This window comes from Leptotrichia sp. HMT-225 (assembly GCF_030644325.1).
Taxonomy (GTDB): domain Bacteria; phylum Fusobacteriota; class Fusobacteriia; order Fusobacteriales; family Leptotrichiaceae; genus Leptotrichia; species Leptotrichia massiliensis.
Window position 1 is genome coordinate 633,396 of the sequence record NZ_CP130323.1, and the last position, 17,279, is coordinate 650,674.

A 17,279-nucleotide genomic window follows, 5' to 3' on the forward strand; every position below is an offset into this window, starting at 1 on the left:
TCTTATTTTTGAAATAGAAAAATCCGTTTTTTTCAAAAATCACTTTAAACTTCTAACAATTGAACATCAATTTCATAATCTGCCGAAACTTTTTTGCTTAAAATATCCCTATATTCATTAATCTGTTCCTGATATTTCTCATTTGTTTCAGGCTCAAATCCAGTCTTATAATCATAAATATAGATTTTCTTGTTATTTTCATCAATGTTAATTCTATCAATGATACGTTTTTTCCCTTCAGAATCATAAATTTCAAATTCTGTATAAACTTTGTATTTCTCATCATAAATATCGCTATTTTTTTCAATGAATTTTTCCATTCTGACAATTAATTCTTCTACAATCTTTTTCCCAAGCATATTTCCATATCGGCTCAAAAGTGCAGATTTTGCAATTAATTTATCATTTTCCAGATTATTTGAAATATGTTCAAAGTAGTAGTGCATTGCAAGCCCTTTTTTACGTTTAAACTCATTTTCCAATGTATTTGAAGATTTTTTTACAACAAATTTATCATCATCAAAATACGTTTCAAATAAATTATTGCTCACTTTTACATCTGAAGTATCTGTTGTTTCTTCAGGAATTTCCGATTCTACAATTTCACCTATTTCATATCTGTTTTCATCTTCATAAACATCAATCACTCTTTTCACTAAAGAATCAGCATATCGTTTGTCTTTTGTTATTTCAGCGTCAAACAATAATATCAGATTTTTTTTAGCACGAGTCAATGCAACATAATCATTGTTAATTTCTTCCATAATTTCTTTTTGAGAATTATTATCTCTCATTTCACTCAATTCATTCTCAAACATTTTTTTATTATAATCTGTAAACAGCACAATAAATTTTTTTACAATATTAAATTTTTCATCAAAATCTAAATAGCTTTTAAAATTATCTTTATCGGTACGCCCCTTATTTGTTTCTCTTTTATAATAAAATACCGTATCAAATTCTAATCCTTTTGAAGCATGAATCGTCAGCAAATTTATCGCATTTATATCCTTGCTGCTAACCTGTTTCAAATTTTCCTTTTCTTCTTCGGCAAATGTTATAAATTCATATAAATTACTGTATTTTTTCAAAATGTTAAAAAATATAAAAATGTTTTTCAAATCACTGTTTGTTGAATAAAATTTTGTTATTTCAAATTTCTCAACAAGTTTTCTTGAAAAATTTTCTTTTTGATATTTATCATTCAAGTTTATTGACAAGACTTTCAAATCCTTAATTTTATTGATAATTTCCTCAAAAATTAGTCCATTTCTTTCTAAAGTATTAATTTTTTTATATTCTAAAAGTTTTTCTTTTATCTCATCATCTTTTTGAATATTAATAAACTCTTCAAAGCTATTTATTTTAGAATTTCCGGCAATATACTTCATAATCTCATTTTTATTTTCTAGCAGATATTTTACATGGCTATTTAATCCACCAACTAAGTCACTTCTCACAAATTCCAACAAATATTTAAAATTATCAAATGCAAAAAATTTAATTAGTTGATACATTGGAACAATAGGCTTGTACTCCAAAATAGTTGCCTTACTTTCAAGTGTATACGGAATTTTTGCCTCATTCAACGCTGTCGCAATTTCTTTTAAATGAATATTTTTACGACAGATAATTGCACTCTTTCCCAGATTTTTTATTTGACCATCTTTTATCATGTCAATAATTTTTGTATAAATTTTTTCTTTGTCTTCCTTTGTATCTTGAATAAAATATCCAAAATATCCTCTTTGATACTCTTCATCTTCCCTATAGCCAGAATCTGTATAATTCCAATTAGAATCATAGCCATTAAATATTTTATTAACATTCTCGATAATTTGCTTGTAACTTCTATACGATTTATCCAGAGTTTGAATATTTCCTTGAATCATTGTTTCTAATTTTTCAAATAATTCCTTTTCTCCACCACGCCAATTATAAATGCTCTGTTTTTCATCACCAACACAAATAATATTTTCTGAAGTATTCATCATTAATTTCAAAATTTTCCACTGCAAAATGCTCGTATCTTGAAATTCATCAATCATGATTGTGTCTATTTTCCCGCCGATTAATTCAAGAAATTCTTCTGTAACTTTATCATTTTCCACAAATTTTAGTTCTTTATTGAAAATAAATTCATATGTGTACACCAAAATATCGTTGTAAGTAAATCTTTTTGAAGAAATTTTGATTTTTTGAGCAATATTAAATATGATTTGAGCGATAGTTTTTAATTTTTTGTCTAATGGCAGTACTTCTGTCAAATAGATGTATTTAGATAATCTTTCTTTAAGTTGCTCTTTACTTTTTTCAACACTTTCTCTCTCTGCTGACATATCTATTTTTTTAGTATCGTTTACAACCGCCTTTTTCCAATATGTCTCATCCTCTTTAATCATTATTAATAGATCTTTATTTTGTTGAACCAATTCTAATTTTTCTTTTAATTTTTTATTTTCATTAAACTCTTGATTTTTTAAAACTTTTGTATATTCAAGAAAAAAAGTTTCATATTCTTTTTTATAGATGCTTTTACTTTCTTTTTTATTAGAGGCTTCTTCTAATGTTTCTACAATATCATCTAAACTATTTAAAAAATTATACGATACTTTTTCTGTATTTTCTTCTATTTTAGTTAAGTCCCCTGCCAAAACAAATTTTGGATGCATTTCCAATATTTCTTCAATAATTTTTATATAGACTGCGATATTTTTTTTCTCTTTTTTTTCATCAAAAATAAATTTGAATTTTTGAAAAATTTCTTCATTTTCAATTATTTTTATCAAAACTTTTGAATAAAATTCATCTGTTTCCTTCTCAAAAATCTCATAATTGTAAATATTAAAATACGGTGCTATCGCATTTTTAAAGATTTGGTTAGTAAAACGGTCAATGGTAGAAATCCGAATGTCCTCTTTATTTTTTATCATTTCAAAATAAATATTTTGTAATTCTTTTTTATTCAAATTATTAAATTTATAAATTTCTTTTAAATTTTTTTCTAATTCTGCTCCATTTCCTTTATCAAAAGCGATTTGATATAAAAAATCAAAAATTCTCTCTTTAATTTCAGCTGTAGCTTTTTTTGTAAAAGTCATTACAACTATGTTTTTGTAATTAACACCTCGTACCAGATTAGCTATAAACTCTAGTGATAGTCTGTATGTTTTCCCAGTTCCTGCACTAGCTTTCAAAATTATATTATTCATCATCGCTTAATTCATCCTCCCCTCTACAAATATTTATGTATTCTTTGTAAAGATAATTTTTTTGGTTTTTGATATTACCTAAATCATAAAATTCTTCATTTCGATATTTATAAATCACATCTTCAACATCTTTTGAAGTTAGTATTTTATCATCCGATCTCTCGTCTGGCACTAACTTACCTTCCCAAGTATCTACAATAATTTTTTCAATATTTTCATTATTGTCATTTTCTAGCATTAATGAATAATAATCCAGCTGTTCCATTGCTTTATAAACTTTATCAGTTTTATAACCCTTTTGTCCATCTCTCAATTTCCCTGACTTATAATCAAATAAGTAATTTTTATTACTCGTTTTTATATGCAAATCTGTAACTCCATTAATAGACACATTTTCAAACAGTTCTTTTTCTGAAGATAATTTTATTCTTTCCTCAAAGTAAATTTCAATATCATTTTCTGTTTCTAGTTTCTTAATTAATTCATCAAAATATTTTTCTGCTGATTTTAAAATTTCCTCAAACGACACTTTTTTATAAAACTCCAAATATTCTTTAGGAACTTTATAATCAAATGAATTTAGCACTTTTTCCAAAATTTCTGCCAGCTGGTTTCTATCAATTTTGAAAGTTTTATTCTCCAAGTCTTCTTTGTTTTTCATAACGACATTTTCATAAAAAGAGTGAATTATTGTTCCAAATATTTTAACATTTATTTCATCTTCAATTTCTTCAACTTCTTGCTCTCCAATCGATTTTTTCAGATAATATCCGTACTCACAATCTCTCATTTCTTGAAATGAATAATACCCCAATTTCAATTTTTCATTTTTTATTTTATTAAGATCTTTTTCCAGTTTTGACGGAATAAAATCTCCAATTTCCCTTTTTTCCCATTTTTCTCTTTTATCCTTTAAAAAATATTTTTTTACAAAATAAAGTTCTTCAGCCTCGCTTATTTCACCTTTTATAACTCCAATTCCATACTTCAGTTTCAATTCCTCGATAACACTTGCTGAATCAATATTGTTTTCCAAGTCTTTAATATAGGCTAAATATACATTTTTTGCACTTAGTATATTTTGATAAATTTTAAACATTTCAATCAATTTTTTGTCATCGCTTGTTGGAAGTCCCATTTTGGCACGTTGAATTTTTGAGAATAAAAAATTATTCATTTTTATTTTTGGAAATGAATCCTGTAAATTTAAAATAATTATATTTTCCTTCGTTGTTTCTGAAATATTTTCAAATGAGTTTATTGCAAATCTGTTTTCCAAATCTTCTTCTGCACTGTCCTCCAAATTCAGTCCAATCGATTTTTTATCCAAATATTTCAAAAATAATTTTAATAAATTAGCTGAAATATTTTGACTAAAAAATTTATCCCACAAATTATCAAAGCTGAAATCTTCTAACACGAGCATTTCGGATAAAGCCTCAAAGTATTTATCTTTAACATTTTTATCTTCTTTTACTTTCCTTTCATTATTTAGATAGATTTTTTCCAAATAATCGCTATATTCCGCCAATGTCGTGTATTCATAAATCTTTTCCAGCTCTTTGACAAATTCAATAATTTTACTGATAGCAGTCATTCTTTGCTTATAAATTTCTTTAAATTTCGCTTTTTGGGTTTCTTTTTCCAATTTTTTCAAATCTTCTTGATTAATTCGTTCCAATTCCTCTCGTGAAATGTATTTATAATCTTTTGAAACCAAATCTTGAAAAATCTGATAGCTTTCTTTCAAATTAAAAATATTAAGTAAATCATTAGATTTGTATGCGTCATAAAAATCTTTCGTTCTAAACAGAAACAATTTTTCCTTGTCTTTTCTGTCAATTTCCCTCAGATTGTCTAGCAAATTGTAAATTAAATTCAGTATTTTGTATATTTTCGTATCTTTCATAGTTATTTCTAAATTTGAAGAAATTTTTTTCTGTTTTAAAAGCTGATAGTCACTTTTGACCTCTTCAGAATTTTCCTCAGCCTCAAAAATTCTATAATTTTCTCTCGTATCTTCATTTTTCTTACTTGCTTTTTTGCTATCCTTCTCAACTTGTTCTAATTTTTTCACTAATCCCAGTAATTCTCCAAATTTACTGCTAAATTCATGAATTTCCACATTTATATTTTTTGACTCAAAAATCTCTCTTGCGGGCAATGAAAAACCGTCCTTTATTTTCAACTTTTCCTCATTAAAATCATTTTCCGAAAGCTGCAAAATATTTTCTACAGCAATCCCTCTATTTTCAATTTCTCCAATTAACTCCTTTTCAAATGGAGTAATTTTAACTTTATTCACAAAGCAAATTTTAGAAAATTTATTCAAAAAATTGTCCGAAATATTTTCCACATTTCTAAGCATATACGGCAAAATAAGCCCTTTCTGCTGCACAACTTTTTTCATCTCATTATCAATCTCAACCAAAGTTCCAAAAGTTTCAACTTGCCATTTCTCCAGCTCAATTTTTTCCAAATCAATCTTATATTCCTGCAATTCTGCAAATAAATTGTAGTAATTATAGGCAACATCAATAATATCATAATAATTATTAACCTTCATATCCCTTTTCAGCTTCTCAGTCAAAGCATTGTAAAACAGCACAACCTGCTTTTCCTCTTTTACCACAATTTTATCAGTAACAAAGACATTCTCATAAAAATCATAACTATTCATCATCTTAAAATTCTGAAAAATTCCCAATTTCTGCTGTATTTCCTCATTCTGTAAAAATTCCCTTTTTATCTCAAAAAACGAAGCCGAATTTTCAAATACAAAAAGTGTCTTCTCATTTTTTTCAAACTCTTCAAACAATATATTCTTTAAATCAGAGCCAATCCCTTTATAAGTAATTTTCATAATATTCTTTCTCCTTAAATTGAAGATTTATTATTATTATAACATTTTTTCTAAAAAATTGTAAAAGTATACCAAAATCATCTAAAACGTTAAAAAATCAATTTCTATATCTGTTTTTATTGTGCAACTTCTAAATTACAAAACTATTGTAACACTTATTAAATAAGTGGAAAGTACTTGTTTAAAAAATTTTTTGTTGAACAGATAAACAAAAAAGAGCTTTACAGCTCTTTATTAAAATCAATATTTTTATTTTGTTAACAAACTTAGACAACATTAAATTTAGAAACCTATATATATTTCAGTACTTTTCATTTTTGGGGTACTCTAAATCGTAAAACTTGCTTTACTGTAAGAAGTAGTACTGTTTTAGTCCCCTTCATTTTTGGGGTACTCTAAATCGGAAAAAGTTTTAAATATACTAGTAATTACAGTTTTAGTCCCCTTCATTTTTGGGGTACTCTAAATCCCATCGAATTATGGGATAATATTTTATATTTTATTTACTTGTTTATTTAGAGTGTGCCTGAAAAAATTAAATGTATTTTAATAGTTCCCTGACACACTCTAGCGATTTAGATTACCCCGTTAATTTATTTTATCATATTTTTTTGATAATGCAAACTAATATTCCAAAATTTTTGCTTCTTTTCTTATGATTTTTTCTCTGATACTTATTTCTCCAGATATGATTTTCTTTTTTGAACTAAATTACTTTACATTTTTTAGTTTTCAGATTTTTTTTCTTTCATTTTATACTCAAACATAACTTTCACAAGTTCACACAATTCTTTTGAATTTCTATAGGTTTTTATCGGTTCTTTCTTTTTATCATTATCTTTTAGTTTTAGTTTTTTCAAATGTACAACTTCTTCTGATTTTAAACTTTCTATTCTTATCTTTTTATCTTTTTCTATCTTAAATGTTACCACAAAACCATATTCTTTCAATATATCCACTATTGATTTCATAATTGCATTTTTAAGTTTTCTGTCATAAGAAAGCAGTTTTCTTAGATTTTCCAGCACTTCTAAAAGTGAAATTTCAGCATTTGGAATATAGTTAAAATGTGCTATATAATTTCTTATATACAAATCTTTTTTCTCTTTTTTTAATTCTTTTACTTTTTTATCAGAATAGATACTTATTTTTTCTGTATCGTCTTTATATAATTCTTTATAAAAACTTATATACTTTTCAACAATCTGTCCATTTTTATATTTTACATTCTTGCTATTATTAAAATTAAATATTTCTTCAATATACTGATTTTCAGGAAATTCACCTTTTAATCTAAATCTTAGATCCCTTTCCCAAATTGAAGTATATCCTACAAGCCTATGAAGTATTCTTAATAGTAAACTTTGCAATAAATTTAATTCATTAAATTCAACTTTATTTTTCAAATGAGTATATTGCTGTATATTTCTGATTGCCTTCTCATATTTTTTATAATCTTCATCATTAAATTTTTCATCTTTTCTAGGTCTTGCATATTTTCTATGTAAATTTTCCTGGTTTGTATGATTTTTTTCTATTTCATTTTTTTTATTACTGTAATTTTTTAATTCTTCAATACTTATTTTATACTTTGCCTCATCAGATATTTTCTCAAGTAAATTTAACATCCCGTATTTTTTTATATTATAAAAAGCTCTATGCTTTATAATATTTTCTCCATCAAAATATATTTTATTTGTGTCAAATTTCTTCAATTCTTTATTATCTTTTACTTTATTTCCATTAAAATCTAAAAACTTCCCAATTTCATCCGCTTCTAATTCAAAATCTTCTGTTACTCTATTATTATCTAAGTTTAAAAGATTTATAAGTTCAAGTTGATCTGAAAAAGCTTCTTCTTTATTTGCACTCTGATATTTTTCAAGACTTCCCTTCAAATTAGTCAATTCTTTATGATTAAGCAATTTTAAAATTAAATAAAACATGTTCAATCTTTCGGTGTATTTTAATATATTTCCTAATTTTATCTCTCTTAAAAATTCATTTATTTCATATGGAATTTTAATATTATTATTTTGTTCATATTTTTTCAAGAATTTATCAAATTCTTGCTTTTTTTCTGCTAAAGAAGTATTTATTTGCTCATCGTTTCCAATGTACATAAGGCTTAACCTTCCGTTATTTGCTAAGTAAGTCATAAATCCTTTTAAAAATATTTTTTGTATAAAGTCAATATATGCGTCTTTTTCCTCTTCATCCTTATTTCCAGCATCAATCATATAAAAGCTTTGTATATTTGCAAGATATTCTTTAGGAGTTTTTTCTTGAAGATTTTCAAATTTTTGCAGTTTATAAAATCCAGTTTTTAAATTTCTTTTATCATTTTTATTTAACTCAATTATTTCTTTGATTATCTCAAAAAAATTCCCATTATTGCTCATAAAATAATTTAAAAATTCACTATAATAAATATTTTTTAAAAGATATATCTGAGCATCTGTAATTTCTTTAGTTTTATTATTATCATTTGCTTTCGGAATTTTCCAATAAATACATAAACTATTTTTCAAATCATCTATTCTACTATACAATTTTGTAAACGATGGAACAAAAGGAATATTTTTATTAACAAACTCAAATCGTGTTCTATTTAAATAATTTAATATTTTATATTTTTCCAAATATCTAAATACATTTGCACTATTTAACTGCTTAAATATCTTCAATTTCAATTTTTTCTCATTTATTTCATCGTGAAACATTTTTTTTGAAATTTGAGAAGGAACTATATTTTTAAATGTAAATATATCTTTCCCTTCTAATTCCAAATTAAAATGCACAATCCCATGTCTAATACTGCTAATAGCTTCATCAATATTTGAAAAAAAATCTTCAATTTCCTTTTTGCTATTCATATTAAAATCATAACTATAGAACATTTTTAAATTTTTTTTCACTTCATTTTGTTTATTATTATCATATAATTTATCAATTTCTCCAGAAATATATTTTTCTTCGCCCTTCTTATTTTTTACAGTCTTTCCTCTCATTTTGCCTGTAATATCATTCTCATTTTCAGTTTCAAGAATATTTCTCAATGAAAAATATGCAGCAGAAGAAACCCCAATTATATTTCGTAAGAATGCTTCATTTTGTCTATTCCCAACAATAAAATCACTTGTCGCAATTTCTCCATCCTGTAAATAAAAACTGTATTTTCCACAATTTCTTATATAAGTATCCAATTTATTTAGTAATTTATTTTCTATTAATTTTTTTAAACTCTGATATTCAAATATTCTTTTCACTTTATCATTACTTATATTACTTGGTTTTTTATACACATAATTTTTCAGAAGTTTACTCATTTCAATTTCTACAAAATGACAAAAAACATATTTTATATTTTCATCATTAAGTTTCTCTTTATTCAAATAATATTTATAAAATACTTGAGATTTTTTTAATTCGCTTACATTTGGAACTTTCTCAATTAATTCTTTCATATTATTTACATTCTGTATTTCTTCATAAATAATTGTTGCAAAATTTTCTTTATCATTTTTTCTTCCAATTATTTTGTGATAGCATTCCCTTATTTTATATTTTTCATGTTTTTTTGAATTTTCTATTAAAAAAAATAAATTCTCAATATCTTCTTTTTTGTATAATTTATCAAATGCTTCTTGTATATTATTTATATAATCATTACGTTTTGCTGAGTCTTTGTAATAATTGTAAAAAATGTTTCTTTTGCTTTTTCCTTCAACTTTTTTATATTATTTTCATTAATCTTTTGATAATTAGCTTTATTTTCTTCAAGTGAATATTTTAAAGAATTTATCTTATCCAATTTTTTCTCAAAATCGTTTCTAAATATTTCTAATTCTTCAGAATTTATATCTTCATTTAACAGTATTTTCTTTAAAACCAAAAAATTATTTTTGTTTTTTAAATCATATTCTGAAATATCTTCTTCAGAATAATTTTTATTCTGTAATTGATTTTTTTCTCTCCTATCCTTTAAATACAGAATACCATCTTTTAAATACAATACTTTATTTGAAAAAAATTCTTTTAAATTTTCTCTTCTTATTCTATTTTCTTCTTCACTTGCATTATTAGGATTTTTTATATACGTATCCAGTCTTATAGTTAAAAGTTCTGACAATCTTTCATCAGTCTTATTTTCTTCACTCGTACTTTTTACCAATTTTCCTTCTTTAATATATTTTTTATGTGAAATTCCATCAATTTTTGTGATTTTCATATACAAAAAACCTCCTAATATTTTCTTTACTACTCAATACCTAATTCTTTTTTCAATGCTTTTTGTAAAATTTGTGAAAAATTCAGATTTTTTTCCTGTGCCAATATATCTAACCAAACAGGAATTGTTAAAGTTTTCTTTTTAAGTGCATTTGTAACTTTTGCCACTTCATACACTGGATCAACAGAAATAACATACAAATACTGATTTTCTTTCAATTTTATATCTTCTACTCTTGAAGGTTCAGGAAAATTTTTTCTTACATCCAGCAAATCAGCCAAATGCAATCCCAATGTTTCCCTTAAATTAGAAACAGCTTTCTCCATATTATCTCCAAATGTAGCATAATAATTTATACTTCCATCTTCAAACTTGTCAAAATCAACAAGACAACTATAATAAATTCCATCTTCCTTAGTTATCACTGCTGGATAAAATACATCCATTTTAATTATCTCCAATCTATATTACGTGTTAAACACGTATTTAAAAATATTTATAAAATTTTTTAGCATCTCTGCTAAAACAAAACAATTATTTCAAATTTTTCTATTCCTTAATCACTCATTGTTAGTGATTCTTTTTTACTTGTACAATTTTTCATTTAATTTTTTCATTTTTTTAAAATTACATTTTTTTAATACTCCTTACCTAATTACAAATTTTCCTTACTTTTTGGGTGCTCTAAATCACATTACGATGAAAGATCTAAAATACAAGTTTTAGTCCCCTTCATTTTTGGGATGCTCTAAATCTACAAGATGGTACAATACAACAATTTTTAGTCCCCTTCATTTTTGGGGTGCTCTAAATCCCATCCAAATTATGGGATAATAATTTTTAGTGAAAGCAAGAAGGGACTAGAGTTTAATCCCGACTTGTTTTTCAATACTTCTTAATGTTCCTACAGGTATATCTTTTGAATATGGTACTGTGACCACACCTTTTACACCTGGGATCATCCATTGATAATGACTTCCGTTTATACGTACAACTTTTCCACCTAATTTTCTAAATCTTTTTTCGATTTTTCTATATGACATAAATATCATTCCCTTCTAAAATAACGTTAATAATAACTTCTAATAGAAAGTATTTGAAAATTAGGGAGAGTCGAAAAGTTTTACAAAAAATCATTTTCAACTTATAAATTCATTATAACACGTATTCAACACATTATCAATAACTTTAAAAAATTTTTTTAGAAAAAAATCACAGCCAATATTTTCAACTGTGATTTTAATGTTTTTATAAAAAATTTACTTTTTAAAAATTATCTCACAATTTGGAATAAGATTGCAACAACTAGAAATAATGTTGCGACTATTTCAGTAAATTTTTCAATTCCTTCTTTTTCTTCATCCAAGATGTTAGCAGAACTTTTTGCTAAACCTTGGCTTCTATCTGGCTGTAGTAAAATTACGCTTATCATGATGATTGATAAAATTACTAGAGCTATAATTAATAAATTTTCTAACACGTTATTAGTTCCTCCTATAATTTACAAAACAAGAGAATAAGCAATTAATTTTTTTCAAAATAATTATTTAGCTGCTGCATCTCCGGCTTTTATTATTACAGCGAATTTTTCAGGAATTAAACTTGCTCCTCCTACTAATCCACCGTCAATATCTGTTTGAGCGATTAAGTCAGCTGCATTTGCATCGTTCATTGATCCACCATATTGAACTGTTACGTTTTCTGCAACTTCTTTTCCATATAAATCAGTCAATAATCCTCTGATGAACGCATGAACTTCTTGAGCTTGTTCTGGAGTGGCAGTTTTACCTGTTCCAATTGCCCATACTGGTTCGTAAGCAAGTACAACGTTTGCCATTTCAGCGGCTGTTACGTCTTTTAATCCACCAGTAATTTGAGTTTTAACAACATTATTAGTAGTTCCAGCTTCTCTTTCTTCCAAAGTTTCTCCGAAACATAAGATTGGTTTTAAATCGTGAGCCAATGCTGATTTTACTTTTTCATTGATGATTTCATCAGTTTCGTGATAATATTCTCTTCTTTCAGAATGTCCTAAAATTACATATTCTACACCTAAATCTTTTAACATCAATGGTGAAACTTCTCCAGTATATGCTCCGCTTTCTTTAGCGTTCATATTTTCAGCAGCAATTTTAATGTTGCTTCCTGCAGTTTCTCTAGTTGCTGTTTCTAGTGCAGTGAAAGGTGCGCCAATTACGATTCCTGCATTTTTCACATCTGCTACTAAAGGTTTTAATTCATTGAAGAATTGTGCAGCCTCTTTTGCAGTTTTGTTCATTTTCCAGTTTCCAGCTACTATTACTTTTCTCATAGTTTCTCCTCCATTATTTATTTAATATTTTACATTTTCTTTTATTTTATCACATATTGCTTTTTTTATCAATGCTAATACACGAATTTTTCAATTTGATTTTTTATATCTTTTATGTTAAAATTCTTTTAAGTAATTAAAGTAAATAAAATCTAAAAATATATTAAGATTAGGAGGAGTATATGGACAATAATATTGGTGAAAAAAAATCAATTGCAGGATTAAGAGCTTATGCTGCAGCTTTTCTTATAAATCTAAGCTTTTTTGCAGGATTTAGAATCGAAGCCGCTTCATTTCCAATAAAATTAAGTTTTTCAATGGGATTTAGCCTATTAATACCAATAATTGCATTAATTCTGGAGCAGGAGAATGGATTTGTAAGAGCCTATGCAAAACAGACATTGGCAGTAACAGTGCTATTGTTAATTTCGACATTTTTAAATATTATTATAGTAGTGGGAAATATCTTATTTTTCGTAATTTTTGTAATATTATCTGTTTTCCAAATTATCGCAACAGTATCATCAGTTTTGAAAAAAGAATTTAAAATTCCTTTTATAGAAAAAATTACGGATTTACTATTTGTAGACTAATAGAAATAAGGGGTGTAGGTTATTTTATACCCCTGTACACAAATTTTAATAAAATTTATGAAAAAGTTATTGACAAATTATAAAAATATATGATATACTAACTGAGTAACGTATGGGTGGATGTCCGAACGGCTAAGGGACCGGTCTTGAAAACCGGCGAAATCGCAAGATGTCTGGGTTCGAATCCCAGTTCACCCGCCATTTAAAATTTATATTTTTGGAGAAGTGGCAGAGAGGCCGAATGCGCTCCCCTGCTAAGGGAGTATCCGGGCTAAAACTTGGATCGAGGGTTCAAATCCCTCCTTCTCCGCCATTTTTTTTTAATAGACGAATTAATTTGATACAAACAAATGCATCTGTAGCTCAATTGGATAGAGCGTCTGACTACGGATCAGAAGGTTATGGGTTCAACTCCTGTCAGGTGCGCCACTAAATAAATTAACTAAAAATAATAACGATAATCACTCTCAAAATTAAAGTTTTGAGTTTTTTTTTACAAATTTAAAATGAATAATTGCACTATTCAAACTTTAGAATAATTCATTATAAAAAATTCCTTTAATTTCCCCATTGATTAGACTTTTTTTTTATGATATAATTTTGATATAATTAATTTAGGAGGAAAAAATGGGAAGACATGGTACAATAGCAGGGCGTAAGGAAGCACAGGATAAAAAAAGAGCTGCATCATTCACAAAACTTGTTAGACTTATAACAGTGGCAGCAAGAGGCGGAGAAAATCCTGAATTCAACGTAGCCCTAAAACACGCAATCGAAAAAGCAAAAGCGATTAATATGCCTAACGACAATATTAACAGGGCAATCAAGAAAGGAGCAGGAACTGACGGTTCGACAGCCTTTGAAACATTAAATTACGAAGGATACGGACCAGCAGGAGTTGCTATTATTGTAGAAGCTCTTACTGATAATAAAAATAGAACTGCTTCATCTGTAAAAGTAGCTTTTGATAGAAATGGCGGAAATCTTGGTGTTTCTGGATCAGTTTCGTATATGTTTGGAAGAAAAGGTGAGATTATTATTGAAAAAACTGATGATGTTGATGAGGAAGCATTAATGGAAGTAGCACTTGAATCTGGAATGGAAGATATGGAAACTCTGGAAGACAGTTTTTACATCACAACTGAACCATCTAACTTTGATGCAGTAGCAGATGCTTTAAGAAATGCAGGATACACATTGCTGGAAGCAGATATTCAATATTTGCCTTCTATCGAAGTTGATACTCTTGGTGAAGAGGATTTGCAAAAACTTAAAAAATTAATTGACACTCTGGAAAATGACGATGATGTTCAAAAAGTTCATCATAACTATGCTGGAGAATTATAATAAATATTTATGAATTTACAAATTTTAATTGCGGGAATTATTTTCCGCATTTATTTTTTATTTATAAGGAAACTAAATTCATATTTTTTATTATAATAAATTACAATATTAAGATTTTACAAAATTTATTAAATATTCCCTATTTAAATGGGGAATAGTATTAGTATAAAAAGAAAAAGGAGTTACATTTTATGAAAAAAAACGGAGAAGAAACAGTTACCCCAATAAAAAATATGAAAGTTATTCAACGAAATGACTTTCAAAATTTTACACTTGATTCTGTCTTGCTTGCAGACTTTGTAAAAATTAATCGAAAAACTAAAAAAATCCTTGATATTGGGACTGGCTGTGGAATTATCGCTTTACTTCTGGCACAGCGGTCAAAAGCTCGAATTACAGGCATAGAATTACAAGAAACAATGGTAGAAATTGCCATAAGAAATATTAATGGCAATAAATTTGAAAATCAGGTTAAAATAATAAACGAAGATATAAAAAATTATAAAGATATTTTTAACCGTGACGAATTTGACACTATCGTTACAAATCCCCCATATTTTGAATTTACTGGCGATATTTCCCAAACAAACAATTTGGAACAACTGGCAAACGCAAGACATAATATTAATTTAACACTTGAAGAAATAATAAAAATTTCTTCTTACTTATTAAAAAATATGGGAAGTTTCTCAATTGTATTCCGAAGCGAACGTCTAGTAGAAGTTCTATCACTTTTACAAAAATATAATTTAGAGCCAAAACGAATGAAAAACTGCTATACAAAATGGAATGAAAACTCAAAAATTTGCCTTTTAGAAGCAATAAAAGATGCAAAGAAAGGATTTTCTATTGAAATGCCAATTTTTGTTTATGATGAAAATGGAAGAAGAAGTGAATATGTTGAGAATTTGTATAAATAAAAAAATTTTAGAATACATCTTTTAGTATTTAAAAAATTAAATTTAAATATTTTCCTATTTATATTTTTAACAGATTAAAAAATTGAAATTTAAACATAACAATCTTTATATTTAATGTAAAAATGTCGTGATTTTTTTGGAATGAAAATGATTGTTTGAGCGTTAGCGAGTTTCATTTTTATTTCAAAAAAATGCTTAGACAAGCCAGGGATGCAAGGGAAATGGCGACTGATTTCCCTTGCTTTATAAAAAGAAAAAACATAAAAGTTATAGAAAAAATATTTATTAATAATAAACACTTTTTCAAAATCTAAATAAAAATTATTTAGATGGATACTAAGGAGTAGATTTAATTTTTTGAAATTATCAAATACATTTATTATAAAATTTTATCACTATTTTAAATGGAATTTAGTATAATTCAAAAATTATAATAATTTCTTATATAATTCTTTTATGTCTTCTAAATTTGTATCTCTTGGATTTCCACCTGTACAAACGTCATTTAATGCAGATTCAGCAATAAAGTCCAAATCTTTTATATCCATAATTCCTTTTAGATTGTTTGGAATTCCAACATCGCTTGCTAATTCTCTTACTTTATCAACTGCAGCTTTTCTATATTCTTCTGGTGACATTGTTCTTGTATGTTTTACACCGAATGCTTTTGCGATAGCTTTAAATTTTTCTCCAGTAAATTCAGCATTGTATTCCATTACAGTCGGAAGAATTATTGCGTTTGCAATTCCATGTGGAGTACCATAAAATGCTCCTAGCGGATGTGCCATTGAGTGTACAATTCCAAGTCCTACATTTGAGAATCCCATTCCAGCCAAATATGAAGCAAGTGCCATTTTTTCACGTCCTTCAGGTTCATTATTTACAGCACTTCTCAAATATTTGGCAATTAATTCAATGGCTTTTAAATGAAACATATCAGTCATTTCCCAAGCAGCTTTTGTTGTAAATCCTTCAATTGCATGAGTTAAAGCATCTAGTCCAGTTGCAGCAGTAAGTTCTTTTGGCATACTTGTCATCATTCCAGGGTCAACAATTGCTACAATTGGTAAATCATGTGGATCAACGCATACAAATTTTCTGTCTTTTTCAACATCTGTGATTACATAGTTAATTGTAACTTCTGCAGCAGTTCCAGCAGTTGTCGCAACAGCGATAATTGGTACACATTTATTTTTAGTGTCTGCAACACCTTCAAGACTTCTTACATCAGAAAATTCTGGATTGTTGATAATAATGGCAACTGCTTTTGCAGTATCCATTGGTGAACCTCCACCAATTGCGATAATGTAGTCAGCACCTGCAGATTTGTACTTTTCAACACCATCTTTTACATTTTCAATAGTTGGATTTGGCTGAATATCAGAAAAAACTTCATAAGCTAAATTTTCCTTATCCAGCAAATCTGTAATTTTTGATACTCCACCAAATTCTAAAAGCCCTTTATCTGTACATATAAGCGCTTTTTTAAATTTATTTTTCTTAACTTCCTCTGGGATATGGTTTATTGCTCCAAAACCATGATACGAAATTTCGTTCAAAATAATTCTTTGTGCCATTTTTTTACCTCTTTTCAATTTTTTTTAGTAAATATTTTCATTCTAATTATACTACACTTTTTTCATTTTTCAAGTCCAATATTATATTTATTTTAAATTGAAGTAAAATTTTACTAAAATAACCATAATTTTTAAATTTGATTTTTATAAAATTTTTTCAAAAATATGTAACAAAGCAACAAAAAAAGTCCTCTAACTTTAAGGACTTTTAATAATTTAAAATAT

At 26.6% G+C, this 17,279-nt stretch carries 10 protein-coding genes, 3 tRNA genes and 1 pseudogene; 6 read left to right on the forward strand and 8 right to left on the reverse strand.

The window, feature by feature from the left end; genetic code table 11:
• Positions 1–44 precede the first annotated feature (44 nt).
• The 7 genes and pseudogenes from QU666_RS03095 to tpiA all read right to left on the reverse strand — a co-directional run bounded on the left by QU666_RS03095 (position 45) and on the right by tpiA (position 12,617).
• Positions 45–3,215 carry an exodeoxyribonuclease V subunit beta gene (locus tag QU666_RS03095; RefSeq protein WP_021768359.1) on the reverse strand — a complete coding sequence of 1,057 codons (3,171 nt, stop codon included), beginning with the start codon at positions 3,213–3,215 and terminating at the stop codon, positions 45–47.
• Complete coding sequence (locus QU666_RS03100) at positions 3,205–6,075, reverse strand: PD-(D/E)XK nuclease family protein (protein ID WP_021768358.1); 2,871 nt, start codon at positions 6,073–6,075, stop codon at positions 3,205–3,207. Before QU666_RS03100 ends, QU666_RS03095 begins: the two co-directional genes overlap by 11 nt.
• A gap of 725 nt (positions 6,076–6,800) precedes the next feature.
• Positions 6,801–10,306 (reverse strand): annotated as a pseudogene (gene cas13a / locus QU666_RS03105) (type VI-A CRISPR-associated RNA-guided ribonuclease Cas13a).
• 29 nt (positions 10,307–10,335) lie between these two features.
• Positions 10,336–10,752, reverse strand: coding sequence for a type II toxin-antitoxin system HicB family antitoxin (locus QU666_RS03110; protein WP_021768355.1), 417 nt, complete (start codon positions 10,750–10,752; stop codon positions 10,336–10,338).
• A 414-nt stretch (positions 10,753–11,166) separates the two neighbouring features.
• Entirely contained in the window at positions 11,167–11,349 is a 183-nt protein-coding gene (locus tag QU666_RS03115; protein ID WP_021768354.1) for a type II toxin-antitoxin system HicA family toxin, read from the reverse strand.
• A 230-nt stretch (positions 11,350–11,579) separates the two neighbouring features.
• Positions 11,580–11,738, reverse strand: a complete 159-nt coding sequence (locus tag QU666_RS03120; protein WP_021768353.1) for a hypothetical protein — start codon at positions 11,736–11,738, stop codon at positions 11,580–11,582.
• Between the two features lie 111 nt (positions 11,739–11,849).
• Positions 11,850–12,617, reverse strand: a complete 768-nt coding sequence (tpiA, locus tag QU666_RS03125; RefSeq protein WP_021768352.1) for a triose-phosphate isomerase — start codon at positions 12,615–12,617, stop codon at positions 11,850–11,852.
• A gap of 182 nt (positions 12,618–12,799) precedes the next feature.
• Here tpiA and QU666_RS03130 point away from each other — a divergent pair, with 182 nt between their 5' ends.
• From QU666_RS03130 to QU666_RS03155, 6 genes are all read left to right on the forward strand, one after another.
• On the forward strand, positions 12,800–13,210 hold the full coding sequence (locus tag QU666_RS03130; RefSeq protein WP_021768351.1) for a DUF4870 domain-containing protein: 411 nt from the start codon (positions 12,800–12,802) through the stop codon (positions 13,208–13,210).
• 114 nt (positions 13,211–13,324) lie between these two features.
• Positions 13,325–13,411: transfer RNA gene (locus QU666_RS03135), tRNA-Ser, on the forward strand.
• Positions 13,412–13,429: 18 nt separating this feature from the next.
• A tRNA-Ser gene (locus QU666_RS03140) sits at positions 13,430–13,523 on the forward strand.
• Between the two features lie 39 nt (positions 13,524–13,562).
• A tRNA-Arg gene (locus QU666_RS03145) sits at positions 13,563–13,639 on the forward strand.
• A 198-nt stretch (positions 13,640–13,837) separates the two neighbouring features.
• Positions 13,838–14,557 (forward strand): YebC/PmpR family DNA-binding transcriptional regulator, encoded by a 720-nt coding sequence (locus QU666_RS03150; protein ID WP_021768350.1) that lies wholly within the window; start codon positions 13,838–13,840, stop codon positions 14,555–14,557.
• Between the two features lie 191 nt (positions 14,558–14,748).
• The gene (locus QU666_RS03155) at positions 14,749–15,477 is read left to right on the forward strand and encodes a tRNA1(Val) (adenine(37)-N6)-methyltransferase (protein WP_021768349.1); all 729 of its coding nucleotides are present in this window, start codon (positions 14,749–14,751) and stop codon (positions 15,475–15,477) included.
• 428 nt (positions 15,478–15,905) lie between these two features.
• Here the strand turns inward: QU666_RS03155 and fucO are convergent, their stop codons facing one another.
• Positions 15,906–17,054 carry a lactaldehyde reductase gene (gene fucO / locus QU666_RS03160; RefSeq protein WP_006804852.1) on the reverse strand — a complete coding sequence of 383 codons (1,149 nt, stop codon included), beginning with the start codon at positions 17,052–17,054 and terminating at the stop codon, positions 15,906–15,908.
• Positions 17,055–17,279: the final 225 nt, after the last annotated feature.